Source organism: Paracoccus alkanivorans (assembly GCF_003697785.1).
Classification (GTDB): Bacteria; Pseudomonadota; Alphaproteobacteria; order Rhodobacterales; family Rhodobacteraceae; genus Paracoccus; species Paracoccus alkanivorans.
The window spans coordinates 154,556-178,754 of the sequence record NZ_QOKZ01000004.1; the positions used below are offsets into that span (position 1 = coordinate 154,556).

General features: G+C 62.2%; 25 protein-coding genes. 10 read left to right on the plus strand and 15 right to left on the minus strand.

Going from position 1 to position 24,199, the window contains the following annotated elements; genetic code table 11:
• Genes C9E81_RS11915 through C9E81_RS11925 form a run of 3 tightly spaced genes read left to right on the plus strand, consistent with a single transcriptional unit; the run spans window position 1 to window position 1,263 of the window.
• Window positions 1-483: a DUF411 domain-containing protein gene (locus tag C9E81_RS11915; protein WP_122112577.1), complete on the plus strand. Its 483-nt coding sequence runs from the start codon at window positions 1-3 to the stop codon at window positions 481-483.
• Entirely contained in the window at window positions 476-994 is a 519-nt protein-coding gene (locus C9E81_RS11920; RefSeq protein ID WP_147457587.1) for a c-type cytochrome, read from the plus strand. Before C9E81_RS11915 ends, C9E81_RS11920 begins: the two co-directional genes overlap by 8 nt.
• A 41-nt stretch (window positions 995-1,035) precedes the next feature.
• A complete protein-coding gene (locus C9E81_RS11925) occupies window positions 1,036-1,263 on the plus strand; it encodes a hypothetical protein (RefSeq protein WP_147457588.1) in 228 nt (75 codons plus the stop codon).
• A gap of 127 nt (window positions 1,264-1,390) precedes the next feature.
• On the opposite strand, the gene zapE is transcribed toward C9E81_RS11925, so the two are convergent.
• Window positions 1,391-2,512: a cell division protein ZapE gene (gene zapE / locus C9E81_RS11930; RefSeq protein ID WP_122112580.1), complete on the minus strand. Its 1,122-nt coding sequence runs from the start codon at window positions 2,510-2,512 to the stop codon at window positions 1,391-1,393.
• Window positions 2,513-2,669: 157 nt separating this feature from the next.
• Here zapE and C9E81_RS11935 point away from each other — a divergent pair, with 157 nt between their 5' ends.
• A complete protein-coding gene (locus C9E81_RS11935) occupies window positions 2,670-4,457 on the plus strand; it encodes an ABC transporter transmembrane domain-containing protein (protein ID WP_122112581.1) in 1,788 nt (595 codons plus the stop codon).
• A 27-nt stretch (window positions 4,458-4,484) separates the two neighbouring features.
• On the opposite strand, the gene C9E81_RS11940 is transcribed toward C9E81_RS11935, so the two are convergent.
• A complete protein-coding gene (locus C9E81_RS11940; RefSeq protein WP_122112582.1) occupies window positions 4,485-5,024 on the minus strand; it encodes a CAP domain-containing protein in 540 nt (179 codons plus the stop codon).
• A gap of 177 nt (window positions 5,025-5,201) precedes the next feature.
• On the opposite strand from C9E81_RS11940, the gene lysM reads away from it, so the two are divergent.
• The 3 genes from lysM to C9E81_RS11955 all read left to right on the plus strand — a co-directional run bounded on the left by lysM (window position 5,202) and on the right by C9E81_RS11955 (window position 8,033).
• Window positions 5,202-5,684 carry a peptidoglycan-binding protein LysM gene (gene lysM / locus C9E81_RS11945; RefSeq protein WP_122112583.1) on the plus strand — a complete coding sequence of 161 codons (483 nt, stop codon included), beginning with the start codon at window positions 5,202-5,204 and terminating at the stop codon, window positions 5,682-5,684.
• 152 nt (window positions 5,685-5,836) lie between these two features.
• The gene (locus C9E81_RS11950; RefSeq protein ID WP_122112584.1) at window positions 5,837-7,723 is read left to right on the plus strand and encodes an acyl-CoA synthetase; all 1,887 of its coding nucleotides are present in this window, start codon (window positions 5,837-5,839) and stop codon (window positions 7,721-7,723) included.
• Between the two features lie 22 nt (window positions 7,724-7,745).
• A complete protein-coding gene (locus C9E81_RS11955; protein WP_122112585.1) occupies window positions 7,746-8,033 on the plus strand; it encodes an HNH endonuclease in 288 nt (95 codons plus the stop codon).
• Here C9E81_RS11955 and C9E81_RS11960 read toward each other — a convergent pair.
• The 5 genes from C9E81_RS11960 to rimO form a co-directional block, all read right to left on the minus strand.
• Window positions 8,030-8,659 (minus strand): DsbA family protein, encoded by a 630-nt coding sequence (locus C9E81_RS11960; protein ID WP_341802640.1) that lies wholly within the window; start codon window positions 8,657-8,659, stop codon window positions 8,030-8,032. The two genes, C9E81_RS11955 and C9E81_RS11960, sit on opposite strands and share 4 nt — an antisense overlap.
• Window positions 8,660-8,757: 98 nt before the next feature.
• On the minus strand, window positions 8,758-10,413 hold the full coding sequence (gene ettA / locus C9E81_RS11965) for an energy-dependent translational throttle protein EttA (protein ID WP_122112586.1): 1,656 nt from the start codon (window positions 10,411-10,413) through the stop codon (window positions 8,758-8,760).
• 71 nt (window positions 10,414-10,484) lie between these two features.
• A complete protein-coding gene (locus C9E81_RS11970; protein WP_122112587.1) occupies window positions 10,485-11,351 on the minus strand; it encodes a sulfotransferase family protein in 867 nt (288 codons plus the stop codon).
• Window positions 11,352-11,390: 39 nt separating this feature from the next.
• Window positions 11,391-12,032, minus strand: a complete 642-nt coding sequence (locus tag C9E81_RS11975) for an MT-A70 family methyltransferase (protein ID WP_122112588.1) — start codon at window positions 12,030-12,032, stop codon at window positions 11,391-11,393.
• Window positions 12,033-12,157: 125 nt separating this feature from the next.
• On the minus strand, window positions 12,158-13,522 hold the full coding sequence (gene rimO / locus C9E81_RS11980; RefSeq protein ID WP_122112589.1) for a 30S ribosomal protein S12 methylthiotransferase RimO: 1,365 nt from the start codon (window positions 13,520-13,522) through the stop codon (window positions 12,158-12,160).
• Between the two features lie 119 nt (window positions 13,523-13,641).
• On the opposite strand from rimO, the gene C9E81_RS11985 reads away from it, so the two are divergent.
• A complete protein-coding gene (locus tag C9E81_RS11985; protein ID WP_243698630.1) occupies window positions 13,642-14,106 on the plus strand; it encodes a hypothetical protein in 465 nt (154 codons plus the stop codon).
• An 81-nt stretch (window positions 14,107-14,187) separates the two neighbouring features.
• Here C9E81_RS11985 and C9E81_RS11990 read toward each other — a convergent pair whose 3' ends face one another.
• Genes C9E81_RS11990 through C9E81_RS12005 form a run of 4 tightly spaced genes read right to left on the minus strand, consistent with a single transcriptional unit; the run spans window position 14,188 to window position 17,723 of the window.
• Window positions 14,188-14,958, minus strand: coding sequence for an ABC transporter permease (locus C9E81_RS11990; RefSeq protein ID WP_122112846.1), 771 nt, complete (start codon window positions 14,956-14,958; stop codon window positions 14,188-14,190).
• Window positions 14,958-15,908 (minus strand): ABC transporter ATP-binding protein, encoded by a 951-nt coding sequence (locus C9E81_RS11995; protein ID WP_122112591.1) that lies wholly within the window; start codon window positions 15,906-15,908, stop codon window positions 14,958-14,960. Before C9E81_RS11995 ends, C9E81_RS11990 begins: the two co-directional genes overlap by 1 nt.
• 33 nt (window positions 15,909-15,941) lie before the next feature.
• Window positions 15,942-17,141 carry an MFS transporter gene (locus tag C9E81_RS12000; RefSeq protein ID WP_122112592.1) on the minus strand — a complete coding sequence of 400 codons (1,200 nt, stop codon included), beginning with the start codon at window positions 17,139-17,141 and terminating at the stop codon, window positions 15,942-15,944.
• The gene (locus C9E81_RS12005; RefSeq protein WP_122112593.1) at window positions 17,142-17,723 is read right to left on the minus strand and encodes an NADPH-dependent FMN reductase; all 582 of its coding nucleotides are present in this window, start codon (window positions 17,721-17,723) and stop codon (window positions 17,142-17,144) included.
• A gap of 72 nt (window positions 17,724-17,795) precedes the next feature.
• Between C9E81_RS12005 and soxR the strand changes: the two genes are divergently transcribed.
• Window positions 17,796-18,260 carry a redox-sensitive transcriptional activator SoxR gene (gene soxR, locus C9E81_RS12010; RefSeq protein ID WP_122112594.1) on the plus strand — a complete coding sequence of 155 codons (465 nt, stop codon included), beginning with the start codon at window positions 17,796-17,798 and terminating at the stop codon, window positions 18,258-18,260.
• Here soxR and C9E81_RS12015 read toward each other — a convergent pair.
• A complete protein-coding gene (locus C9E81_RS12015) occupies window positions 18,227-19,156 on the minus strand; it encodes a DMT family transporter (protein WP_122112595.1) in 930 nt (309 codons plus the stop codon). The genes soxR and C9E81_RS12015 overlap by 34 nt on opposite strands.
• A 138-nt stretch (window positions 19,157-19,294) precedes the next feature.
• On the opposite strand from C9E81_RS12015, the gene C9E81_RS12020 reads away from it, so the two are divergent.
• Window positions 19,295-20,167 (plus strand): 50S ribosomal protein L11 methyltransferase, encoded by an 873-nt coding sequence (locus C9E81_RS12020; protein ID WP_122112596.1) that lies wholly within the window; start codon window positions 19,295-19,297, stop codon window positions 20,165-20,167.
• Between the two features lie 131 nt (window positions 20,168-20,298).
• Here C9E81_RS12020 and glcF read toward each other — a convergent pair whose 3' ends face one another.
• From glcF to C9E81_RS12035, 3 genes are read right to left on the minus strand one after another with little or no spacing between them, the layout of a single operon-like run.
• Window positions 20,299-21,597, minus strand: coding sequence for a glycolate oxidase subunit GlcF (gene glcF, locus C9E81_RS12025; protein WP_122112597.1), 1,299 nt, complete (start codon window positions 21,595-21,597; stop codon window positions 20,299-20,301).
• 1 nt (window position 21,598) lies between these two features.
• The gene (glcE, locus tag C9E81_RS12030; RefSeq protein ID WP_122112598.1) at window positions 21,599-22,726 is read right to left on the minus strand and encodes a glycolate oxidase subunit GlcE; all 1,128 of its coding nucleotides are present in this window, start codon (window positions 22,724-22,726) and stop codon (window positions 21,599-21,601) included.
• Window positions 22,723-24,165: an FAD-linked oxidase C-terminal domain-containing protein gene (locus C9E81_RS12035; RefSeq protein WP_208021174.1), complete on the minus strand. Its 1,443-nt coding sequence runs from the start codon at window positions 24,163-24,165 to the stop codon at window positions 22,723-22,725. The genes glcE and C9E81_RS12035 overlap by 4 nt, the downstream gene beginning before the upstream one ends.
• Between the last annotated feature and the right edge of the window lie 34 nt (window positions 24,166-24,199).

Consider the following 24,199-nt stretch of genomic DNA (forward strand, 5'->3'; position numbering starts at 1 on the left):
ATGACGAAACTGACGGCACTCTGTGCGATCGCCATCGGCGGAACCATTGCATTCGCTTCGGTTGCTGCTGCACAGGACAACGAAACCAACACCTCTCGCCCGCAAGCGGAGGAAAGCGCCAGGGAGATCACCATCTGGCGCGATCCCGGTTGCGGCTGCTGCGACGACTATGCCGATTACCTTGAAACCCATGGATATGACGTGACGCGCATCGATGACGTGAATTTCGACAAGCGCTCGGTCGCGGCAGGCGTTCCCGCGCAGGGGCTTGGCTGTCATCTGGCCGAAATCGACGACTACTATGTCAGCGGGCTGGTGCCGGCGGACATCATCGAGCGGCTTTTGGCCGAGCGCCCGGATATTGCTGGCATCACCCTGCCTGGCATGCCCGCCAACGCGCCGGGGATGGCGCAGGAAAAACATGGCCGGCTGACAACTTATGCTTTCGGCAAGGACGGCGTGTCCGTGTATTCCGATGAATAGGCGGATACTCGTTTTCGGCTTTGCCGCCCTGCTGCCGGTTCTTGCGATAACGGCACTTGCCGAGGCGCCGGCAGACGGTTCCAGCGGGCCGGGTTTTCCGGGCATGGCAATGACAAAGGACGACATCGCGCATGGTCAAAAACTCTATACCCGGAACTGTGCCTCTTGCCATGGCGCGAAACTGGAGGGGCAGCCCAACTGGAAGCGGCGCCTGCCTTCAGGACGAATGCCTGCACCGCCACATGATGAAACCGGACATACATGGCATCATTCCGACCGGGAACTGTTCACGATGACAAAGCTGGGCGTCGAGGCCATCCAGCCGGGATATCAAAGCGATATGCCCGGCTTCGCGGAGCTTTTGACCGATACCGAGATCCGGAAGATTCTTGCCTTCATCAAGAGCACATGGCCGGAACGCCAGCGGGCCGCGCAGGCAAGGCTCAACGAAAGCGACAAAAGCCGCGCAACGAGGGACCGAACCCTTTCAACCAGGAGGAGAGAACCATGAAGAGCCCGACACGACTTTCCCTTTCCGCAACGATCGCACTGATGATCGCGGCACCCTATGCCCATGCTCAAGAGGATATGGAGCAAGGGATGGCCCCTGATCGGATGATGAAAGATGATCGCATGATGGACCAGACCGATATGCCGGGAATGATGGGCATGATGCGGATGATGGATCAGATGGGCCCGATGATGGAAGCTTGCACCGAAATGATGCAGGCAATGAATGACCGGAGCGAGCCTGTAAAGCCAGCGCCACAGGACGGCTAACCTCCCGCCCGTCCGGGCATTGTTCTGTCCGGGCGGGCTTACCGGATATTTCCAGATGCGCCACACGGAAATCACGGTGGGGGCCCCTTCCTGGTTGCGCGTTACGACAGATGCAGCCCCTCCACCCTTAGCTGGCGCGATCCAGACGCCCCCAATTCGCATCCTGCATCTCGCGAATGCGGCTGGCGGTACGTTCGAATTCGAAGCTGCCCTCACCCTCATTATATAATTGCTCAGGCTGTTCGGCGGCGCTGGCAATCAGCCGGACCTTTGCCTCGTAAAGCGCATCCACCAGCGTCACGAAGCGCTTGGCCTCGTTGTAGTTCGATATGCCAAGCCTCGGGATCCCGTCGATGATCAGGACGTCCACACGCCGCGCCAATTCGAGATAGTCGGCAGGGCCCAGAGGTTGTCCACACAGATCCCAGAATCCTGCCCGCGCCACCTTGTCCGCGCAGGCGGGCAGCTCGAAACTGCGCCCCTTCATCTCGATCTTGCAGGGAATGGGACTGGCTTTGCCGGTCAACTCGTCCCAGAGCGCGTCCAGCCCCGCATGCGCAGCCGGATCCGCCGGGGTGAACCAGACCTGCCGATCGCCGCTGCGATTCTGGCGGTAGTCGGTGTCACTGTCGAGGCACACAACCTCCATCCGTTCGCGGATCAGGTCTATGAAAGGCAGGAATAACTGCCGGTTCAACCCGTGCTTGTAAAGATCCTCCGGCACCCGGTTCGAAGTGGTGACAATGCTTACACCCTGGTCGAACAATATCTGAAACAGCCGCCCGACAATCATTGCATCGGCGATATCGGTGATCTGCATCTCGTCGAAACACAACAGCCGCACCGATGCCGCCACCTGCGCCGCGACGGGGCGCACGGTGTCCTGATCGCCCCGCTTGCGCGCCTCTTCCAGCCCGGCCTGGATTTCCTGCATGAATTCATGAAAATGCACCCGGCGCACGCCCTTGCCCGGGGCAGCCTCGACAATCAGGTCCATCAGCATCGACTTGCCGCGTCCGACCCCGCCCCACAGGTAAAGCCCCTTCTGCGCCGGCTCGGGCACTGTCGTGCCGCCAGCAAACAGCGCCCGCCAGCCGGTTTTCCGCCCGGGTCGCGCCGACGCCGTCCCTGGTTCCGGCAGACCGGCGACCAGGCGGTCAAGCTCTGGCAGAACGGCCTCCTGCGCGGGATCGGCCTTGATCCGCCCCAAAGACACATGCCGGTAATAAAGCTCTGACACCTTGCTCATGACTGCCAACTGCCACGCCCCCCGCTCACCCGCAAGAGGCCAGTCACCGTCACCATCGCAATGAGCGACGGAAGTCTGGTCCATCAGCCGCCACGCTGGACCTCGCCCTGCGCAGCGCCTAAACCGGCTGGCGAGGGATAATCAAAGACAGGCAGACATGGCTCGCGGCAACAGGATCATTGAGGACCGGCCCACCAGCAAACGGATCGGTGCGCTGCGCGCGCTTTGGCCTTTCGTCCGTCCCTACAAGCGGCAGGCCTCACTCGCCGTGATCGCGCTGATCCTCACCTCGGGGATCAGCCTGATCCTGCCGCTGGCCGTGCGCCGTGTCGTCGATGGCTTCGACGATGGAGCCGGGCTGCTCGACGAATATTTCTCTGCCGCGCTTGCCATCGTGGCGCTGCTGGCGCTAGGCACCGCCGCCCGCTATTACTTCGTGACAAGGCTGGGCGAACGGGTCGTTGCCGATATCCGAAAGGCTGTGTTCAGCCGCGTGATCACACTCAGCCCCGGTTTTTTCGAGCGGATCATGACCGGCGAGATCCTGTCGCGCATCACCACCGATACGACATTGATCCAGTCAGTCATCGGCTCGTCGCTTTCCATCGCGCTGCGTAACATGCTGATCCTGGCGGGCGGGCTGGCGATGCTGGCGTTGACTTCGACCAAGCTGACCGGGCTGGTCCTCTTGATCGTGCCTGTCATCATCCTGCCGATCATCATCCTGGGCCGCCGCCTGCGCCGCCTGTCGCGGATCAACCAGGACTGGATTGCCTCCAGCTCGGGCACCGCTTCGGAAAGCCTGCTGGCCGCACAGACGGTGCAATCCTATACTCATGAGACCCGCAGCGCGGCCCGTTTCGGCGATGTAACCGAGCAATCCTTCGATATCGCCCTGATCCGGATCGGCACCCGCGCGCTGATGACGGCGATCGTGATCTTCCTGATCTTCGCCGGGGTTATCGGCGTGCTCTGGATCGGTGCGCGGGACGTGCGCGAAGGGGTGATGACGGTCGGGCAGCTTGTGCAATTCGTCATCTACGCCATCCTCGTGGCCAGTTCGACCGGCGCGCTGTCGGAAATCTGGGGAGAGCTGCAACGCGCCGCCGGTGCGACCGAACGGCTGGCCGAATTGCTGACCGCTCGGGACGAGTTGTCCGACCCCGAGAACCCCGTCGCCCTGCCCCGCCCGGTGCAAGGCCGCATCGGGTTGGAAGGGGTGGTCTTTCACTATCCGAGCCGCCCCGATGCCTCGGCCCTCGAGGATGTGGACCTAACCATCCAACCGGGTGAAACGGTCGCGCTGGTCGGCCCCTCGGGCGCGGGCAAGACCACCGTGATCCAGTTGATCCAGCGCTTCTGGGATCCGATGAAGGGTCGCGTGACGCTTGACGGGATCGATCTGCGCGACATGCGGCGCGACGATTTCCGGCGGGCGATGGCGCTGGTGCCGCAGGACCCGGCGATCTTCGCCACCTCGGCGCGCGAGAATATCCGCCTCGGCGCTCCCGATGCCAATGACGCGCAGATCGAAGCGGCCGCGCGTGCCGCGCATGCCCATGATTTCATATCGGCATTGCCGCAGGGCTATGACACGCAACTGGGCGAGCGCGGGGTGATGCTGTCGGGCGGTCAACGTCAGCGCATCGCCATCGCCCGCGCCATCCTGCGCGATGCGCCGGTCCTTTTGCTGGACGAGGCGACAAGCGCGCTGGACGCGGAATCAGAATCGCTGGTGCAGGCCGCCGTGAACCGCCTGTCCGAAGGCCGCACCACACTTGTCATCGCGCACCGCCTTGCCACGGTCAAGAAAGCCGACCGGATCGTGGTCTTCGACGAGGGCCGCATTGTCGCGCAGGGCCGCCACGAGGAACTGGTGGCGGCAGATGGGTTATATGCAAGACTGGCACGCATGCAATTCACCGATGGCCCGCTTGACGCCTGACTGCATGCAGCGCCAAACCTTCGGCATTTATTGAGGCGCAGCGTAAACCGCCGCCCAGAACCGGGTCTTGCCATCCGCACCGATCGCCTGCCCGATACCGTAATCGCGAATGCTCGGAAGCAGGATATTCTCCAGATGCCCGGGCGAGTGATTCCATTCATGCAGGACCCGGTGCAGGTCGAACGGTCCGGCCGCGATATTCTCGGCCGTCAGCCGGGGCTTGTAGCCCAGCTTTTTCACGCGTGCGGCAGGACCGCTGGTTTTCGAGCCGACATGTGTCATCCTGCCGCGATTTGCCATGTCGCAGGCATGGCGCGCGGCGGCCTTGGCCAAGATCGCGTTCGGTTCCACCGGCGCGAATCCGATCCGGTCACGGATCCTGTTCGTGGCCCGGGCGCCGATCCTGTTCTGCTCCTCCGTTGTCCTGAAACAGGTCGCCTTGCCCGCCGCGATCACCTGGATATCATGGGGATCGAGGACCGGGGGCGCGGACCTTTCGGTCTCATTCGCCGCGCAGGCCGCAAGCCCTAGGCACAATATCACTACAGACAAAGCTTTCGCAGACATATCCGTTTTTCTCCTGTTCCATCGCCGGGTTCAGGACTGGATAGGGCAGCGGATAATAAGATTCGGTTAATGGCATTCCCGCTCCACGAGGGCCGGTCCGGGCTGCCCGGCGCGGAACCTCCGCAGTGTCAGGCGCGTTCAGCCAACGGTGATCACGCTATTGAGAGGATAATGACGATGGCGATCTGGGATTTCGTTAAGGATGCAGGGAAGTCGATACTCGGCGAGGCCAAAGCCAGCCCGGCCAAAGCCGATACCGAATCATCGAAGCCTGCGCAGGAAAACACGGCGCAAGCCAAGGCCGAGGCATTGAAAAAGGAACTTCGCGCGCTTGGACTGGATGCCGGTGACGTCCACCTGACGCTGAAAGGCGATGTGGTAAAGGTGGAATCGCGCGGCGCGGATCGCGAGACGATGGAGAAACTGATCCTCGCTGTCGGCAATATCGAGGGAATATCCAAGGTCGAAGCCGATCTTCCCGAAGATGCCAAACCACAGTTCCACACCGTCGAGAAGGGCGAGACATTGTCGGCGATCGCCAAGAAATACCTGGGCGATGCAAACAAGTATCAGGCGATTTTCGAGGCCAACAAACCGATGCTTTCCGATCCGGACAAGATCTATCCCGGTCAGAAACTGCGCATTCCTCAATCCGCGTAAACCGCCATGTGACGCTGCGTCCGAACGACAATCTGACGCGGCGTTCCTTTGACCGCCTGTGGCGTAAGCCCTTGCTCCCGATGGGGCATTCATCCCATTCTCGCCAGTAGTGAGCAGAGTCCGCCCAAACGGGGCTCTGAAGGAGGGGAAACATGGGCCAGTTCGCCAGTTATAGTGATCGTAATCGTATCGAAGCCGAAATGCCCTATGAGGCGCGGGAACTGCCCGCGACCTTATTCGGCTTTCTCGAACAGACAGCCCATCGTTTCCCTGATCGGCCCGCTATCAGCTTCCAGCTCATGTCGGGCGCACAGGATCATGCGACGACGCTGAACTGGCAGGAGCTTCTGGCGCGGGTCACCCGGACAGCCAATCTGTTCCGCAGTCTCGGCATCGGTCCGGGCGATACTGTCGCCTATCTGCTGCCCAACAGTATCGAAACTCCGGTGGTTCTGCTCGCCGGGGCCGTGGCGGGGATCGTCAACCCGATCAATCCGCTACTGGACCCCGGGCAGATCGCCGGGATCCTGCGCGAAACCAATGCCAAGGTGCTGGTCACGCTGAAGGCCTTTCCCAAGACCGACATCGCCCAGAAAGCTGCCGAAGCCGTCGCGTCGGCCCCCAATGTCTCGCATATCGTCGAGATCGACCTGAACCGGCATCTGCATGGGTTGAAACGCTTCATCGTGCCGCTGATCAGGCCCAAGGTCACGACACGCCACGGTGCCAAAGTCCTGGATTTCGAGGCCGCGACCAACGCACAAGAGCCCGGCCGCCTGCAATTCGACGATCCGCAGCAGGACCGTATCGCCGCCTATTTCCATACCGGCGGCACGACCGGCATGCCCAAGCTTGCTCAGCACAAATATTCTGGCATGATCTATAACGGCTGGCTGGGTGGCACGCTCCTGTTCGACGAGACTGACGTGCTGATGTGTCCCCTGCCGATGTTCCATGTCTTCGCCGCCTATCCGGTGCTGATGTCCTGCATCGCATCAGGTGCGCATATCGTCATGCCGACACCTGCCGGTTATCGGGGCGAAGGCGTCTTCGACAATTTCTGGAAACTGATCGAGCGCTGGAAATGCACCTTCCTGATCACCGTGCCCACCGCCATATCGGCGCTGATGCAGCGGCCGGTGGATGCCGATGTGTCGTCGCTCAGAACCGCGATATCCGGTTCCGCCCCCCTGCCGTTGGAGTTGTATAACCGCTTCAAGCAGGCCACCGGGGTCGAGATCGCCGAAGGCTACGGGTTGACCGAAGCAACCTGCCTGGTCAGTTGCAACCCCATCGACGGGCTGAAAAAGGTCGGTTCGGTCGGCATCCCCCTGCCCTATACCCATGTCCGTATCCTCAATCACGACGATGCGGGCAATGTGCATGAATGCGGCGTGGACGAAGTGGGTGAGATCTGCGTGGCCAATCCCGGCGTCATTCCCGGCTCGACCTATACCGAGGCCGAGAAGAATCACCGCCTGTTCACCGAGGATGTGTATCTGCGCACCGGCGACCTGGGCCGGATCGATGCGGATGGCTATCTGTGGATCACCGGCCGCGCCAAGGATCTGATCATCCGCGGCGGCCATAATATCGACCCCGCCGAGATCGAGAACGGGTTACTGAGCCATCCGCAAGTCGCGTTCGCAGGCGCAATCGGCCAACCCGACAGCTTCGCGGGCGAATTGCCCTGCGTCTATGTCGAACTGACCGCGGACGGCACGGTGACGGTCGAGGAATTGATGGAACATGCGCGGAACAATATCCATGAACGCGCCGCGATTCCCAAGCATGTCGAGATCCTGCCCGAATTACCCAAGACGGCGGTCGGAAAGATCTTCAAGCCAGACCTGCGCAAGCTGGCCATCGCGCGCGTTTACAACGAGGTACTGGAGGGAACAGGCGCCAGCGTGACCGAAGTTGTCGATGACAAGAAACGCGGTCTGGTGGCCCGTCTGGCGTGCAACGGCGAGGTGGATGAGGCCGAGGTCAAGCGCAGGCTTGGCGAACATACCCGGCCATGGGAATGGATCGCCTGAGATCAGTATCACGGGATTTCAGATGGACGATCCCGACATCGACCCGACCTGCCCGCTTTGCGGCCGCCCGATCCCGCCAGAGGCGCCGCAAAGCCGTCATCACCTGATCCCGCGTCTGCGCGGCGGCAAGGGCGGCCCGACGGTGCTGCTGCATCAGGTCTGTCACTCGACCATTCACAAGACATTGACGGAAACCGAACTGGCCCGGCGTTGCAACACGGTCGAAGCCCTGCGCAGTCATCCGGAACTCGCCCGATTCTTTGTTTGGGTGGCCAAGCGCCCGCCCGGCTGGAAGGGCAAGATACGTTAACCGAGGGTCTTGCGGGCGCGTGCGACCAGCCCCTGGATTTCCTTGAGGCTCATTTCGCCGAAAACGCCCTCGTCCCCGGCGATGAAGGTCGGTGTGCCCATCAGGCCCATATGCCCGGCAAGATCGCCGCTCATCTGGATGTGCTGTTCGACGCGGGGCGCTTCCATGTCGGCGCGCAGCTTTTCCTCGTCCAGCCCGACCTTCCGCGCCACGCGCATAACGGTCGCCTCGACCGCACGATCCTTCATCCCCAGCAAGGCGGCGTGAAACTGCCAGTATTTGCCCTGATCCAGCGAGGCAAGCGAGGCCCGTGCCGCAAAGACCGAACCTTCACCGAAAACCGGCCATTCGCGATAAACCACGCGAAGTTGCGGATCGGAGGAGATCAGCTTCTGCATCGTCCCGACCATCTTGCGGCAGAAGGGACAGTTGTAATCGAAAAATTCGGTCAGGGTGATGTCGCCATCCGGATTGCCCAGAACCGGCGAGGTTGGATCGCGCTCCAGCGACTTGCGCAATTCCTCCGGCATCGGGTTGGGGCGGTCGGCATCCTGCGCAAAGACGGGCATGGCAGCCCCGACCCCAAGCGCGGCTCCGCTGATAAGGATATGGCGGCGAGTCAGCATGGCGGTCCTTTCGAGGCTCGGGCAGGGTAGCGACTTACCCACCTTTAAAATGCGTGACCAGCAGGAGCCAGTCACGTTCCGGTGGGTGCGACCCGTGATTACCGCGTGAATTTCTTGTATTTCACCCGCTTTGGCTCGATCGAGTCCGGGCCGAGACGACGGATCTTGTCTTCCTCGTAAGCCTCGAAATTACCCTCGAACCATTCGACATGGGCATCGCCCTCGAAGGCCAGGATATGCGTGCAAAGACGGTCGAGGAAGAAACGGTCGTGCGAAATGATCACCGCGCAGCCCGCGAAATCCTCCAGCGCGGCTTCCAGAGCCTGTAGCGTCTCGACGTCCAGATCGTTGGTCGGTTCGTCCAGCAGCAGCACATTTCCGCCTGATTTCAGCAGCTTGGCCATATGAACGCGGTTACGCTCACCGCCCGAAAGCTGACCGACCTTCTTTTGCTGGTCGCCGCCCTTGAAGTTGAAGGCCGAAGCATAGGCGCGGCTGTTCATCTGCGCATCGCCAAGCTCGATCTGCTCGGCCCCACCGCTGATTTCCTCCCACACCGTCTTGTTCGCATCCAGGGCATCGCGGGACTGGTCGACATATGAAAGCTGCACCGTATCGCCGAGCACGATCTCTCCGGCATCGGGTTTTTCCTGACCGGTCAGCATGCGGAACAGGGTCGATTTACCGGCACCGTTCGGACCGATCACGCCGACGATCCCACCGGGCGGGAGGCTGAAATCGAGATCCTCTATCAATAGCTTGTCGCCCATGGCCTTTTTCAGTCCGCTGACCTCGATCACCTTGTTTCCAAGACGCTCGCCATTCGGGACGATGATCTGCGCACGGGAAAGCTTCTCGCGCTCGGACTGGTTGGCCATCTCGTTATAGGCGTTGATCCGGGCCTTCTGCTTGGCCTGACGGGCCTTGGCGCCTGCACGGATCCATTCCAGTTCGCGCTCCAGCGTTTTCTGCTTGGCCTTGTCCTCGCGGGCTTCCTGCTCCAGCCGCTTGGCCTTCTGCTCCAGCCAAGCCGAGTAGTTACCCTCGTAGGGGATGCCCCGGCCACGATCCAGTTCAAGGATCCAGCCGGTGATATCGTCGAGGAAATAGCGGTCATGGGTGACGATCAGGATCGTGCCGGGATATTCGATCAGGTGCTTTTGCAGCCATGCGATCGTCTCGGCGTCCAGATGGTTGGTCGGTTCGTCCAGAAGCAGCATGTCGGGCGCCTCAAGCAGCAGCTTGCACAGCGCCACACGGCGGCGTTCACCACCCGAAAGCGTTTCGACATCGGCATCGTCGGGCGGGCAGCGCAGGGCCTCCATCGCCACGTCGATCTGGCTGTCCAGATCCCACAGGTTCTGGGCGTCGATCTCGTCCTGAAGCGCCGCCATCTCGTCGGCGGTCTCGTCCGAGTAATTCATCGCCAGTTCGTTGTAACGGTCCAGCTTGGCTTTCTTGGCCGCCACACCCAGCATGACATTGTCGCGCACGTTCAGCGTCGGATCGAGCTGCGGCTCCTGCGGCAGGTAACCCACGGTCGCGCCCTTGGCTGCCCATGCCTCGCCGGTGAAATCCTTGTCGAGACCGGCCATGACGCGCAGCAGCGTCGACTTACCGGCACCGTTCACACCGACGACGCCGATCTTGACGCCGGGAAGAAAGTTCAGGCGGATGTTCTCAAAGACCTTCTTGCCACCGGGATAGGTCTTGGACACACCGTCCATGTGATACACGAACTGATAGGACGCCATCGAAATCTCCTGCAATCTTTGGGGCTATGTAGGCCAAAGCAGCAGGTCTTGAAAGGGCAGTTACGGGAAGCCTAGCGGATTTCGTCGATGAAGTCGGTTCCGAACTCGGCCTTCAGGAAATCTATCTGCGGAGCCATTCGTTCGGCCAGGGCCTCGACCGCCTCGGCCGGGGGCTCCAGACCCGATGGGCTGGCAAAAACCTTCTGCCGAAGGTTGCCGTAGGGATAGGGGCCGATGTCCAGATACTCCTCGACCGCATCCATCAACTCGCCGGGACAGCGGGCGATCCATCCGAAGGGCACCACCATCATGTCGGGAAAATGCTTCCGCCAGCGCGGAAGATAGGCGGCATAATCGCCGCGGCTGTAAAGCACCGGGCTCTCGATTTCCTTCAACCAGTCCTGCACGGTCTTCGGGTTGCGTTTCTCGCGGCGCAGATTCATCCGCAATTGCGAAATCGCCCGGTCCACCGGGTGACGGATCAGATAGAGAACCTTAACATTGCCCAGGAACCGGGCCACGAACTCGACCCCTTCTTCGGGCAGGGTGGAATATTCGGGTGTGAGATCCATCGGGACCGCACCTCGCGGGGTTGGCGCGAAAACACGTTTGTACCACTGCCTGTTGAACATCTGCCCCGTTGTGAGACCGTCGAGATAGGCATCGAGCTCGGGCGGCATCGGCACCTCGCGCTTGATGTGACGGTCGCGGATTTCCTTGGGCTTGTTGCGGTAATGCCAGCGGATCCAGCGCCGATGCTCGGGAATATGGCGATGGTTGAAAAACTGGACTTCCTTGAAGGGCGGGATCCAGATTTGCGGATGCTGGCCCAGCATCTGGGCAAGCCACGAGGTCCCCGCCTTTTGCGCGCCGATGCACAAGGCACCCGGCTTGCGCGGTTTGCCGTCGGGATTGAAGGCGGGACTGATAGTAATCATAGGTGGCAGCATTAAAAACCGTCTGTCGGAAAGAAGAGATTATTTCGAGCGCAGTTTAACGACATTGCTCTGCGAATGATTGGCATAGGTGGGCCAGTCAGGTTCATATTCACTTGCCTGATTACCCCAGACTGTCCATCCTTTGCGTGCACCGCGCGCGAACATTTCCAGACGAGGCCCCCAACTGCAAGCCTCGATCACGCCATATTGTTCGTCGGGTTTTCGGCTGTGTTCGCGCTTGCGTGTAACGAAGATATTTTCCTGCGAGCGGCCGGGATCGAGCGTGCGAACATCCGTGCCGCGAACACCGAACAAAAGCACTTCGGTCACGTTGCGGAAATAAAAGCCCACACCACGCCGGTCGGGACCTCCATCCTTGCGGACCTTGTACCAGATAAGGTTGCTCTTGTACTTGAAGCCCCATTGATCCATGACCCGCAGCCCCTCGGGCAACAACGCATTGGGGACCCACAGATACAGATGCGCGCGCGAAGCGGTAATCGCCTCGACCGGCAGATCGCAGATCTCGTCCAAGGTCATGGTCGGATAGCGCGACAGGCGCTTGTGCTCGGGGGCCATCTTGCCGGTGCGGTTCTGGAACTGCCAGGGCGGATCGGCGAGGACCGTGCCGAAACGGGTGTCTCCGGCGACAGCCAGCAGGTCGTCAGATGCACTATTCATGGCGGCCCCTCATCAACATACAGGTTCCTGGTTATACCAAGCACCGATAGAGGACATCCCGCCCCGCCGCCATCCATGCATCTCGCAATGGGTCCGGATGAATTGCTGCAGCCGCACTGCCAGCCTCACAACCGGCCCCAAAGGTCGTATTCGCCCGCCTCGTCCACGGTGACGGTCACGATATCGCCCGGTTTCAGCACCTCGAAACCCTCGTCGATGAACAGGTTGCCATCGATCTCGGGCGCGTCAGCCTTGGTTCGGCAGGTCGCGCCGTCCTCGTCCACCGCATCAACGATCACCTCCAGCTTGCACCCGACCTTGGCCGCCAGCTTCGCCTCCGAGATCGCCTGCGCTTTTTGCATGAAACGGTCGAACCGGTCCTGTTTGACCTCATCCACCACATGATCAGGCAGGTCATTTGCCCGCGCACCCTTGACGTTTTCGTATTGAAAACAGCCCACGCGGTCCAGTTGGGCCTCGCCCAGCCAATCCAGCAGGGTCTGGAACTCCGCCTCGGTCTCGCCGGGATAGCCGACGATGAAGGTCGAGCGCAGGGTGATATCCGGGCAGACCGAACGCCATGCCGCGATCTCGTCCAGTGTTTTCGCCGCCGCCGCAGGCCGCGCCATGCGTTTCAGGGTATCGGGGTGGGCATGCTGGAACGGAATGTCCAGATAGGGCAGCACCAGCCCTTCAGCCATCAGCGGGATGAGCTCGCGCACATGCGGATAGGGATAGACGTAATGCAGCCGCACCCATGCGCCCAACCCGCCAAGGTCGCGGGCCAGATCGGTAATATGGGCGCGATGGCCGCGTTCCTCGGCGAATTTGCGATCAACGCCATAGGCGCTGGTATCCTGAGAGATGACCAGCAATTCCTTTACCCCGGCTTCGACCAGCTTCTCGGCTTCGCGGATCACGGCATGAGCAGGGCGGCTGACCAGTTTGCCGCGCATGTCGGGAATGATGCAGAACTTGCACTTGTGGTTACAGCCCTCGGAAATCTTGAGATAGCTGTAATGGCGTGGAGTCAGGCTCACGCCACTGACGGGCAGCAGGTCGATGAAGGGATCCGGCGAGGGCGGCACCACCCCATGCACCGCATCCAGCACTGATTCATATTGATGCGGCCCAGTGACGGCCAGCACCTTGGGATGCGCGCCGGTAATATATTCCGGCTCGGCCCCCAGGCAGCCGGTGACAATCACCCGGCCGTTTTCCTGCAACGCCTCGCCGATCGCCTCCAGCGATTCCGCCTTGGCGCTGTCAAGGAAGCCGCAGGTATTCACGATCACCGCATCCGCGCCGCCGTAATCGGGGCTGATCGCATAGCCCTCGGCCCGGAGCCTTGTCAGGATGCGCTCGCTGTCGACCAGCGCCTTGGGGCAGCCGAGGCTGACCATGCCGATGGTCGGCTGACCCGCCCGCCGCTCGTCGGGAATGGTGGCACGGGCTAGATCGGGGCGAAGATCGGGCGGGTTCTGCTGCATTCACCGCACATAAGCGATTCGCAGGCACCTGAAAAGAGAGCATCGCGCAAGGTCCTTCGCCGGAACGTGACTTCCCCTTTCACGGATTTTCACGGCATATGCGAACCATGTTTACGAGAATGCGCAAATATGCCCCGATGATCGGCACCGTGCTGATGCTGTCACTGACTCCCGTTGCCGGGATGTCCGAAATACGCGAGCATCCGAAATTCATCGATGTCTGGAATGACAAGGGCGGTAACGTGCTCGAAACGGTCCAGCTACGCGAGCGCCTTGGCCGGTCTGGCAAGACCGTCCGCATCCGGGGCTATTGCCGCTCGGCCTGCACAATGCTGATCACCCTGCCGAATGCCTGTATCGGCCCTAATGCAAGCGTGGGGTTTCATGCCCCGCGCATTCCCAACACATCGATCATTCCGCCTTATGTCGATCAGATCATGGGCAGCTATTACAGGGGTGGTATCCGCCAACGTTGGTTCGCAGGCTGGAATCGTTCGTTGAACATGCATGTAATCTCAGCCAGCGAATATGTTCGACTGGACCCACAGACCCACATTTGCGGCAGCATTAGAAAATCGAGATAGCACAGACACGAATGAGGCCGCACCGGGGAACATCCGCGCGGCCTCGCCGGGAATTTACTTCCTGCCCACTTTACCCGCCGATCACTCGCGCAGACGCCAGCCCGTCATGAATATCCAGCGGATGATGGCAAAGCAGATGCCGATGAAGATCGCCACCGCCACCAGCGATACCCCGACCGGCACATCGGCAAGTCCAAAAAACGACCAGCGGAAGCCCGAGATCAGGTAAAGCACCGGGTTCAGCTTGGCGACCGCTTCCCAAAAAGGCGGCAGCATGCTGGCCGAATAGAACGCCCCGCCCAGGAACACCAGTGGCGTGATGACCATCATCGGCACAATCTGCAACTGCTCGAAGGACTTGGCCCAGAGCCCAAGGATGAAACCCAGCAGGCTGAAGCCCAATGCGGTCAAAAACAGGAAGGCCAGCATCCAGAACGGGTGCAGGATATGCACACCGACGAAGCCGAAGCTGGTCAGCAGGATGATCAGCGCAATCAGGATCGCCTTAGCCGCAGCAGCGCCGACAAAGCCCATGGTGACCTCGACCCAGCCCACCGGCGAAACGAGGTACTCATAGATCGTGCCGCTGAATTTCGGGAAATAGATCCCGAAACTGGCATTGCTGACCGATTGCTGCAGCACCGTCAGCATCATCAGCCCCGGCACGATAAAGGCGCCGTAAGGCACGCCCTCGACTGACTGGATGCGTCCGCCGATAGCCGCGCCGAAGACGACGAAATACAGCACCGTCGACACGACCGGCGAGGCCAGCGATTGCCAGATGGTGCGGAAGAACCGCATCATCTCGTGATGGAATATCGCCCAGACGCCGGGCCAATTGATTTCTGCCATCATGCCGCGTTCTCCGCTTTCTCGGCCCTGTCCTCCTGGACAAGGGTTATGAACACCTCCTCGAGGCTGGATTGCCGGGTCGATACGTCGCGCACGGTGATCCCCTGCGCAGCAAGATCGCCCAGCAGCCGGGCGATGCCGGTCCGCTCGGCCCGCGTGTCATAGTCATAACTGATCTCGAGCCCATCCGGGGCGAGAACCAGTCCACGACCCGCCAATTCGGAAGGAATCGCTTGCAAGGGCTCGTCCAGCTCGATTCTCAGGGTCTTGCCCCCGAACTCGCCCATCAACTCATCCTTGGGTTTCACCAGCAGAAGCTGGCCCTTGTTGATGACCCCGATCCGGTCGGCCATTTCCTCGGCCTCTTCCAGGTAATGCGTAGTCAGGATGATGGTCACACCGTCTCGGCGCAGCCCCTCGACCACCTGCCACATCTCGCGCCGCAGGGCGACATCAACCCCGGCGGTGGGCTCGTCAAGGAACAGCACCTTCGGTCGGTGGGCCAGCGCCTTGGCGATCAGCACCCGGCGCTTCATGCCGCCTGACAGTTCCTTGGTGGCGGCGTTGCGCTTCTCCCATAGGGCAAGGCTGCGCAGCACCTGCTCGATATAGGCGTCATCCGGCCCCTCGCCGTACAGGCCACGGGTGAAGCGGACGCAGTTGAGCACTGTCTCGAACGGTTCCAGCGCGATCTCCTGCGGCACCAGGCCGATCAACTTGCGCGCCGCCCGCCAATCCTTGCCGATGTCATAGCCACCGACTCGGACAGAGCCGCCGGTCGGCACCACCAGCCCGCAGATGATCGAGATGAGCGTCGTCTTGCCCGCCCCGTTAGGCCCCAGAAGTGCGATGATCTCGCCCTCTTCGATGGACATGGACACATTGGAAAGCGCCTTTGTGCCGCCGCCATATTCTTTCGACAAGTTGTCGATTTCGATGATTCCGGTCATGCCCGGCTCCCTCGTTTGCGAATCCGCCTGGCGCTAATGAGCGCTCAGCGGCTTGATGTTTCTCGGCGTCTGCCGGCGCAGCGTGACGGTCAGGATGACCGCCAGGGCGACGAAAGCGAAACTCCCGATACGGAAGGCGCCGGAATAGCCCAGATGGGTAACCAGCGGCTGACTTGCCAGAGGTGAAAGGAATTGTCCCAAAAAAATTGCCGAGGTGATCAGGCCCGTGACCAGCCCCCGGCGCCGGGCCGGAGCGACGTTCAGCGCCGTGGTGATGAATGTCGGCATGCATAACCCCAATCCCGCCCCGATGAACGCGGTCGAAATCATGGCGAAGGCGAGTGAATGCCCGGCGGCCAGCCCGGCAAAACCTGCCGCAAGCGCCAGATAGCCCGAGACCGGCGTGCCGATCCGCCCCAGCCATGGCCGGATCAGTCCCGACACCACCGACATGATCGCGGCAGCGAACATCAAGGCTCCCATGACCATCCCGGCATTGCGCGGATCGGTCAGGCCCAGCCCCTGCAGGTGATATGGCACCTGCGTCGGCACCGCATAGAAGATCACGAAGGTCAGCCCCGCAGCCGTCGCCATGATCGTGACGGTCAACTGCCAGCCCGGCTCGCCCGGATCGCTTTCCTGCACGCTGTCCGACGCATCCGAGAAACGCTGCGGTTCAGGAAGGATCGCCGACAGGACCGGCAACAGCAAGGCGGCAAGCCCATAGATCGCGAAGGGCAATCGGGCATCAGCGGAGGCCAACACCCCGGCCAGGGTTACGAATACCAGCCCGCCGATATTGGTCGCGGCCATCTGGTAGCCCATCAGGCGTCCCCGCGCCGGACCTTCGAAATAATCCCCAACGAGCGCCGCCTGCGCGGTCATGATCGCCGCCACGCCCAATCCCAAGGCGAGACGGCTGGCCAAAATCGCCTCGAGCGAGTCCAGATACAGACCCGCCGTTCCCGCGACCGCATAGACGATCAGCCCGACCAGCAATGGTCGTCTGCGCCCCAGTCTGTCGGTCATCGCCCCCGCGAAGGGAGCGGTGATCGCGACCAGCAGCGACGGCGCGGTAATCAGCAGCCGTGTGAGATAGGGGGCCAGGGGATCATCGGCGAACATCGCCTCCAGCCCCGGCAGTGAAGGGGTGATCGTGGCGTTCGACATGATCGTGAGCATCGCCGCGAACATCAAACCCCATGTGCGCGGATCCGTCAGCAAGCGGTCCATCTAGCTGTCCTCCGGGTCATAGGGGCGCGCCGCGCGCGCATCCGCCAATGCATCGGCCCACCAGCGCAGGCGATGGGCAAAGATCGTCATCGCCGCCTCCGCCGCTTCAGCGGCTTCGGGATCGGTGATCCGTCCCGCCTCGTCAAAGCGCCGCCACGGCGAGGCAAAGCTTACCGTGTCGCGCAGGGTGACGCTGTGCAGCTCGGCCAGCACGATGCGCAGCGACTCGGTGGCGCGCAGCCCACCGGAAATCCCGCCATAGCTGATCAATCCCACCGGGCGGGCACGCCATTCGGCATTGACCGCGTCGATCAGCGTTTTCAGTGGTCCCGGAGCGGCATGATTGTATTCCGGCGTCACGATCACAAAGCCGTCGGCCCCCGCCATGCGTTGCCGCAATTGCTGAACAGCCTGCTTGTCGCCGGTCTGCACCGGCAAAAGCTCAGGCACAGCAGGGTCAAGGATCTCGGGCGCAAATCCATGTTCTTCCAGCTGCCCGACGACCCAAGCCGCGATCCGGTCATTGATTCGTCCTTCGCGGATCGATCCAAGGATCACCACAATCCGATTGCGTTCCTTCATAATCATTTCCTTGCAATTTCGGTCATGGCTCGCCACCCTAAGACCTCAACCATAGTTTAGGACAAGTAAAAAATGTCCAGTAAAAACAATATATGCTCGCCTTCGACTCCGGTCATGTCGGTCGGCGCTCTGTCCCGTCGCAGCGGTATTTCCGTCTCGGCCATCCATTTCTACGAACGCGAAGGGCTGATTCGCTCCACTCGCAACGCCGCCAATCACCGGCGCTATTCACGGGCCAGCCTGCGCATTCTGGCCATCATCAAGGCGGGCCAGCAAGCAGGTATTCCGCTGGCGGAAATTCGCACGGCCCTCAAGCCCGCCCTCTCGGGCCAGCCGCTCGGACGCGAGGATTGGGCGCGCATCTCGGAGGGCTGGCGAGACGATCTAGATCACCGCATCCACATGTTGCAGCGGGTCCGCGACCGACTCAGCGGCTGCATCCGTTGCGGTTGCCTGTCGCACGAGCTGTGCGAGATGTTCAACCCCGACGACCGCGCCGCCGCTCAGGGTCCCGGCGCCCCGGGCCTCGGTGTCTGACGCCGCCGTGCCTCGGCCCGGATATTCAGATAGTTCCCGCACAGGATCAGCGCAGCCCCGGCGATGACCAGCAACCCGAGCGGTTCATCATAAAAGATCAGCCCGACCACCGCAATCACCGGCAGACGCAGAAAGTCGAAAGGCATCACCAGCGTCGCGGGTGCCACCCGTAACGCGCTGGCGATGCAGAAATGCGCAGCCAGCCCCGCCGCACCGATCACTGCGATCCATGGGAGCGCCGCAACCGAGGGCAGCGCGATATCCCCGTCGATGCCAGCACAAAGAAACCCGAAAACGGTTTGCGACAGGGTCATCCAGAACAGGATACAGGCGGTATGGGCGATTGCGGTCAGCTTCTTGGTAAAGACATAGGTCAGCGCGAACCCTACCGCACAGGCCGCGGCCGAGATCAAGCCGGGTGTGATCGGCGCCGATCCAGGCCGGGTCACCAGCAGGATACCAACAAACCCCAGGATCGCGGCCACTGCGCGCGGCTTGGTCAGTTTTTCGCCCAGAAACAGCCGCGACAGGATCAGCGCCCAAAGGGGGGCGGTAAACTCCAATGCGAAAACCTGTGCCAGCGGAATCGAGAAGATCGCGTAGAACCACAGGTTCTGCGCGGTGAAATGGCAGATATTGCGTGCCAGATGCAGTTCGGGCCGGTGAAGGTTGATCACCCCCCACAGCCCACGCATGCTGATTACCAGAATCATGATCGCCACGCCGAAGATCGAACGCCAGCCCATGATCTCGAACGTGTCGAGTTCCAGCGAAACAGCCCGCCCGGCAACCGCCATCGAGGTGAAGGAAGCCACCGCCCCCATCATCCATGCTGCAGCCACCAGCGGCTTGGTCTCGATCACGGGATTGGGTTCCGTGCCAGTCGCGGCAGTCATCCTCTGTCTTCCGGCATTTGCATTGCCCTCCATCCGCGCATATGGCTAGCCGATGGCTGCACATTGTGCAACGCGGCAAAGATTGCGTCCGGGCAGGTGCCGCGCTATGGCGTCGGAACCCAATCTGGAACCCTGCACATGCCGACATTCACCGCCCTGACCCATCTTGCCGGACGCGCGCCCGCCGAAGCCCTTGCCGAAGCCTGCGAGGAACTGGCACCCGAACCCGTCGGCTCCGGCGTGTTCGAGATCGAGGATGGCTCGGATCGCTGGGAAGTCGGGGTCTATTTCCTCGAACAGCCCGACGAGGTGGCGCTGGCGCTGCTGGCGGCGGCCTATGGTGCCGATCCTTTCGTCATCTCGGAACTGCCCGAGGTCGATTGGGTCGCGCATGTCCGGCGTGAACTGTCCCCGGTGGAGGCCGGGCGGTTCTATGTCCATGGCAGCCATGACGCCGACCGGGTGCCCGAGGGTGTCGAGGCTCTGTGCATCGAGGCGGCGATGGCTTTCGGAACCGGTCATCACGGCACCACCAAGGGCTGTCTCGAAGCCCTGGATCGCCTGGCCAATGACGGTTACCAGCCGCAGCGCATCGCCGATATCGGCTGCGGCACCGCCGTTCTGGCGATGGGCGCGGCGCGGATCTGGCCGCATACGGTGCTGGCCAGCGATATCGACCGCATCGCGGTGGACACGGCCAGCGCCAATGTCATCGCCAACGGGCTGGATGGCCGGGTCGTCTGCATCGAGGCGAGCGGCTTTGATCATCCAATGCTGGAGGAAGCCGCACCCTTCGATCTGGTGCTCGCCAATATCCTGAAGCAGCCGCTGATCGACCTGTCCCCTGAAATGGCCCGCCACGTCGGAACGGGCGGCAAGATCATCCTGTCCGGCATCCTGACCGATCAGGGCCAGGAGGTGATCGAGGCCTATCAGACCGCCGGTTTCACACTGGATCGCCGCGACGATCTGGGCGAATGGGTCACGCTGACCATGACCCGGGCAGGCTGATCAACGCGCTTTGCCGCATGCGCCAAGACGGTATCGCGGCCAGCCAGCCCTACGCCCTTTCTTCTTTGCGCAAATACCTCACGGGGGTCCGGGGGTGTGAAACCCCCGGCCATCGCGGGACGCAATCCCGCTCAGCCTTCAGCTCCAGCCAACCCGCGCGGCTGCGGCCCTCCGGTCGCCCAGTCCAGCAATTCCGCGGTATGGACGACCGGCACCCCGGTTCCTGAACCGATCTGCATCATGCAGCCGATGTTCCCTGCGCTTATGACCTGCGGTTCCAGCGCCTCCAGTGTCTCGACCTTGCGGGCCTTCAACTGGCCCGAGATCTCCGGCTGCATCAGATTATAGGTCCCGGCAGAGCCGCAGCAGATATGGCTGTCGCGGGGTTCCAGCACCGTGAAACCCGCCTGCGCCAGCAATTCCTTGGGCGCGGCCCTGACCTGCTGGCCATGCTGCAATGAGCAGGCGGCGTGATAACCGACCCGCAGCGGCTCGGCATGACTGGCATCCCGCAAGCCCAGATCGGCCATCACCTCGGTGATGTCCCTTGCCAGCGCCGCCACCCGCGCCGCATCCCCGGCCAGCGGATCATCCTGGAACATATGCCCGTAATCCTTGACGGTGGTGCCGCAGCCCGAGGTGTTGATGACCACGGCATCAAGCCCGCCCCCGTCCAACTCGGCCATCAGGGCGCGGATATTGGCGGCGGCCATGGCGTGGCTTTCGCCGGTTCTGCCCATATGATGGGTCAGCGCGCCGCAGCAGCCAACGCCCTGCGGGATCACCACTTCGCAACCATGGCGGCGCAACAGGCGGATCGTGGCGTCGTTGATATCGGTGTTCAACGCCCGCTGCGCGCAGCCGATCAGCAACGCCACGCGCCTGCGCCTGGGCCCCTGCGCAGGCAATACCTGTGGCGCGTCATTGCGGCTGACCGGCGGGATCTTCTCTGGCGCCATGTCCAGCATCGCCCTGAGCCGCGCATCGGGCATCAGGCGGCGGAACGGGTGTGCAATCCTTGCCGCTCTCAGCGCCAGCCGGAAGCGCCCCGGATAGGGCAGGATCTTCGCCAGCAGCCATCTCAGGGCACGCTCGGCAGGAGGGCGGCGATAGGTCCGTTCGATATACTCGCGGGCATGATCGACAAGGTGCATGTAATGCACGCCCGAGGGACAGGTCGTCATGCAGGACAGGCAGGACAGGCAGCGGTCGATATGGCCGACCGTCTTGCTGTCCGGCACGCGGTTGTTTTCCAGCATGTCCTTGATCAGGTAGATGCGCCCGCGCGGACTGTCCAATTCGTCCCCCAACAGCTTGTAGGTCGGGCAGGTGGCGGTGCAGAAACCACAATGCACGCAGGAGCGCAGGATCTCGTTGGAGCGCGCGGTGGTCGGATCGGCAAGCTGTTCGGGCGTGAAATTCGTCTGCATGTCAGACTCCCATCAGACCGGGATTGAGGATCCCCGCAGGGTCGAATTTCCGGCGTAAACCCTGTGACAGGCGCGCAACCGGCTCGGATTGCGGCGGAAAGGCCAAGCCGTTCTGTCCCGCATGCCGTACCAGCACCGAATGCGGGGCGATTGCGCGAACCGCAGCGACCTCGCCCGGCCCGCAATACCAGATCAAACCACCCCCCCAATCCAGCGACACCTGTCCGCCAAGCCTCCGCAGCGCCCCCGCAATGACCGGAGCATCGCTCGGCTTGACCAGCACGCGCCACAATGGCGCATCCGTCCCGGCGAAATGGGTGACATCGCGCAGGTCCCGCCAGAGACTGACGGTCGCATCAGCATCCAAGATCCCGATCTCGTGACCGGAGAACAGGTCCTGCAGACGCTTTTGCCGATAGGCAAGCTGCGGCGGCAGCCCCTCTATTCGCAGCCAGGCAGTGCCATCATGGAATGCCGCACCGGATATCTCGAAGGGCGTGGCCAGCGCGGATGCGAAAATCCGCAGTGCCGCCGCCTCGTCAACGCCCGGAAAGGCCAGCGTAGCCCGGGCCTGCGCGTGTGGCAGCGTCTTCATCGCCACCTCGGTCAGCACCCCGAGCGTTCCGAAGGAGCCGCAAAGCAGCTTGGACAGGTCCAACCCGGTGACATTCTTCATCACCCGTCCGCCATTCTTCAGGATACGGCCCTGCCCATCCACGAAACGCACCCCCAGCAGATGATCGCGGCAGGCCCCGGCCATGACCCGCCGCGGCCCCGACGCGTTCGCCGCGACCATCCCGCCGATCGTCGGCAAGCCATCCCCCCCCAGCACCCTGCGCAGATCGGGCGGCTCGAATGCCAGCGCCTGCCCTTCCGAGGCCAGCATCGCCTCGATCTCCTGCAGGGGTGTTCCGGCACGGGCGATCAGGGTCATCTCTCCGGGCTCATAGGTTACCACGCCCGAGATCGCGCGGGTCGTCAGCAGTTCCCCGGCGACATGGCCGGTCTGGACGCGGGTTCCTCCACCCGCGATCCGCAATGGCTGACCGGAGGCGAAATGCTCCGCCACGATCCCGCCCAGTTCATCCTCGGTCGCGGGAGCAAGGCGGCTGATTGCATCTGTCGTCATTCGGCAGCTTTCAGGCGATAGGGGGCGCTGGCTTCCAGCGGAAAGACCTTGGCCGGATTCAACAGCCATGCGGGATCAAAGGCATGTTTCACCTCCATCTGCATCTCCAGATCCAGGGCATCGTATTGGGTTCCCATCAGGTCGCGCTTCTCGACCCCCACGCCATGTTCGCCCGTCAGACAGCCACCCATCTCGACGCAGAGCCGCAGGATATCCGCCCCGAATGCCTCGGCGCGTTCCAGTTGCCCCGGCTCATTGGCGTCGAACAGGATCAGCGGGTGCATGTTGCCGTCGCCCGCATGAAAGACATTGGCAACCTCCAGCCCGTGCTGTTTCGACAATTCCCCGATCCCGCGCAACGTTTGGGGCAGCCGTCCAACCGGGACCGTCCCGTCGAGGCAGATATAATCCCCCAACCGGCCCATCGCGCCAAAAGCCGACTTCCGCCCTTTCCAGATCGCCAGCGCGTCATCGGCGTTGCGGCTTTCGCGGAACTCGACCGGATTGAGCTCATCCGCAATCCTCCGGATGCGGGCGATCTGGTCGGCGATTTCGTCCGGGGACCCCTCGACCTCGACGATCAGCACGGCGGCGCAATCCGGATATCCGGCATGGGCAAAATCCTCGACCGCGCGCAGGCAGGGCTCGTCCATATACTCGATGGCAACCGGCAGCACGCCCGAGCGGATGATCCGCGCCACGCATTCCCCCGCCACCTCGGCACCGTCGAAGCCGATCAACACCGGGCGAGCGCCCTCGGGTCGGGGCATGATCCGCAGAACCGCCTCGGTCACGATTCCGAGCTGCCCCTCGGAGCCGCAAAGCAGGCCCAGCAAATCCAGACCGGACGCCCCCAATTCCGGCCCGCCCAGTTCGACGATCTCGCCGGTTGTCAGCACCACCGTCGCGCCCATCAGGTTATTCGTTGTCACCCCGTATTTCAGGCAATGCGCCCCGCCCGAATTCATCGCGATATTGCCCGCGATGGTGCAGGCCAGTTGCGAGGACGGATCGGGTGCATAGAAAAAACCATGCGGCTCCAGCATCTCGCTGACCGACAGATTGGTGACGCCGGTCTGCACGCGGATGAAACGGTTATCGGTGTCTATCTCCAGCACATCGCGCAACCGCGCCGTGCCGATCACCACGCAATCGGCGGTTGGCAAAGCGCCTCCGGCCAGCGATGTCCCCGCGCCTCTTGGCACTACGGGCACGCCCATATCCGCGCAAATCCGCATGACCGCCGCGACCTCCCCGGTCGATCGCGGCAGCACCACCGCCAGAGGTGCGCAGCGATAGGCCGTCAACGCGTCGCATTCATAGGCCCGGGTCTCCTCGGGATCGGAAATCACCGTGTCTTGCGGCAAAGCCTCCCGCAATGCCGCCACAATCTGCGGCGCGCGCTTCAGGATATGCTCGTCTGGCTGGGGCATGGCGATGCCGGACATGGGGCGCCTCTTCCTTGCAATAAAT

Excerpts from the sequence above, each read along its gene's own strand:
- glcE (WP_122112598.1), bottom strand. The coding sequence starts at position 22,726 with ATGACGACAGATGCAATCAGCCGCCTTGCTCCCGCGACCGAGGATGAA.
- C9E81_RS11995 (WP_122112591.1), bottom strand. The coding sequence starts at position 15,908 with ATGACCGGAATCATCGAAATCGACAACTTGTCGAAAGAATATGGCGGC.
- C9E81_RS12020 (WP_122112596.1), top strand. The coding sequence starts at position 19,295 with ATGCCGACATTCACCGCCCTGACCCATCTTGCCGGACGCGCGCCCGCC.
- C9E81_RS12015 (WP_122112595.1), bottom strand. The coding sequence starts at position 19,156 with ATGACTGCCGCGACTGGCACGGAACCCAATCCCGTGATCGAGACCAAG.
- rimO (WP_122112589.1), bottom strand. The coding sequence starts at position 13,522 with ATGCAGCAGAACCCGCCCGATCTTCGCCCCGATCTAGCCCGTGCCACC.
- C9E81_RS11925 (WP_147457588.1), top strand. The coding sequence starts at position 1,036 with ATGATCGCGGCACCCTATGCCCATGCTCAAGAGGATATGGAGCAAGGG.
- C9E81_RS11990 (WP_122112846.1), bottom strand. The coding sequence starts at position 14,958 with ATGGCAGAAATCAATTGGCCCGGCGTCTGGGCGATATTCCATCACGAG.
- C9E81_RS11975 (WP_122112588.1), bottom strand. The coding sequence starts at position 12,032 with ATGAATAGTGCATCTGACGACCTGCTGGCTGTCGCCGGAGACACCCGT.
- soxR (WP_122112594.1), top strand. The coding sequence starts at position 17,796 with ATGTCCAGTAAAAACAATATATGCTCGCCTTCGACTCCGGTCATGTCG.
- C9E81_RS11935 (WP_122112581.1), top strand. The coding sequence starts at position 2,670 with ATGGCTCGCGGCAACAGGATCATTGAGGACCGGCCCACCAGCAAACGG.
- C9E81_RS11955 (WP_122112585.1), top strand. The coding sequence starts at position 7,746 with ATGGACGATCCCGACATCGACCCGACCTGCCCGCTTTGCGGCCGCCCG.
- zapE (WP_122112580.1), bottom strand. The coding sequence starts at position 2,512 with ATGAGCAAGGTGTCAGAGCTTTATTACCGGCATGTGTCTTTGGGGCGG.
- lysM (WP_122112583.1), top strand. The coding sequence starts at position 5,202 with ATGGCGATCTGGGATTTCGTTAAGGATGCAGGGAAGTCGATACTCGGC.
- C9E81_RS12005 (WP_122112593.1), bottom strand. The coding sequence starts at position 17,723 with ATGAAGGAACGCAATCGGATTGTGGTGATCCTTGGATCGATCCGCGAA.
- C9E81_RS11970 (WP_122112587.1), bottom strand. The coding sequence starts at position 11,351 with ATGATTACTATCAGTCCCGCCTTCAATCCCGACGGCAAACCGCGCAAG.
- C9E81_RS11985 (WP_243698630.1), top strand. The coding sequence starts at position 13,642 with ATGCGCAAATATGCCCCGATGATCGGCACCGTGCTGATGCTGTCACTG.
- C9E81_RS11960 (WP_341802640.1), bottom strand. The coding sequence starts at position 8,659 with ATGCTGACTCGCCGCCATATCCTTATCAGCGGAGCCGCGCTTGGGGTC.
- C9E81_RS11940 (WP_122112582.1), bottom strand. The coding sequence starts at position 5,024 with ATGTCTGCGAAAGCTTTGTCTGTAGTGATATTGTGCCTAGGGCTTGCG.
- C9E81_RS12000 (WP_122112592.1), bottom strand. The coding sequence starts at position 17,141 with ATGGACCGCTTGCTGACGGATCCGCGCACATGGGGTTTGATGTTCGCG.
- ettA (WP_122112586.1), bottom strand. The coding sequence starts at position 10,413 with ATGGCGTCCTATCAGTTCGTGTATCACATGGACGGTGTGTCCAAGACC.
- C9E81_RS11915 (WP_122112577.1), top strand. The coding sequence starts at position 1 with ATGACGAAACTGACGGCACTCTGTGCGATCGCCATCGGCGGAACCATT.
- glcF (WP_122112597.1), bottom strand. The coding sequence starts at position 21,597 with ATGCAGACGAATTTCACGCCCGAACAGCTTGCCGATCCGACCACCGCG.
- C9E81_RS11920 (WP_147457587.1), top strand. The coding sequence starts at position 476 with ATGAATAGGCGGATACTCGTTTTCGGCTTTGCCGCCCTGCTGCCGGTT.
- C9E81_RS11950 (WP_122112584.1), top strand. The coding sequence starts at position 5,837 with ATGGGCCAGTTCGCCAGTTATAGTGATCGTAATCGTATCGAAGCCGAA.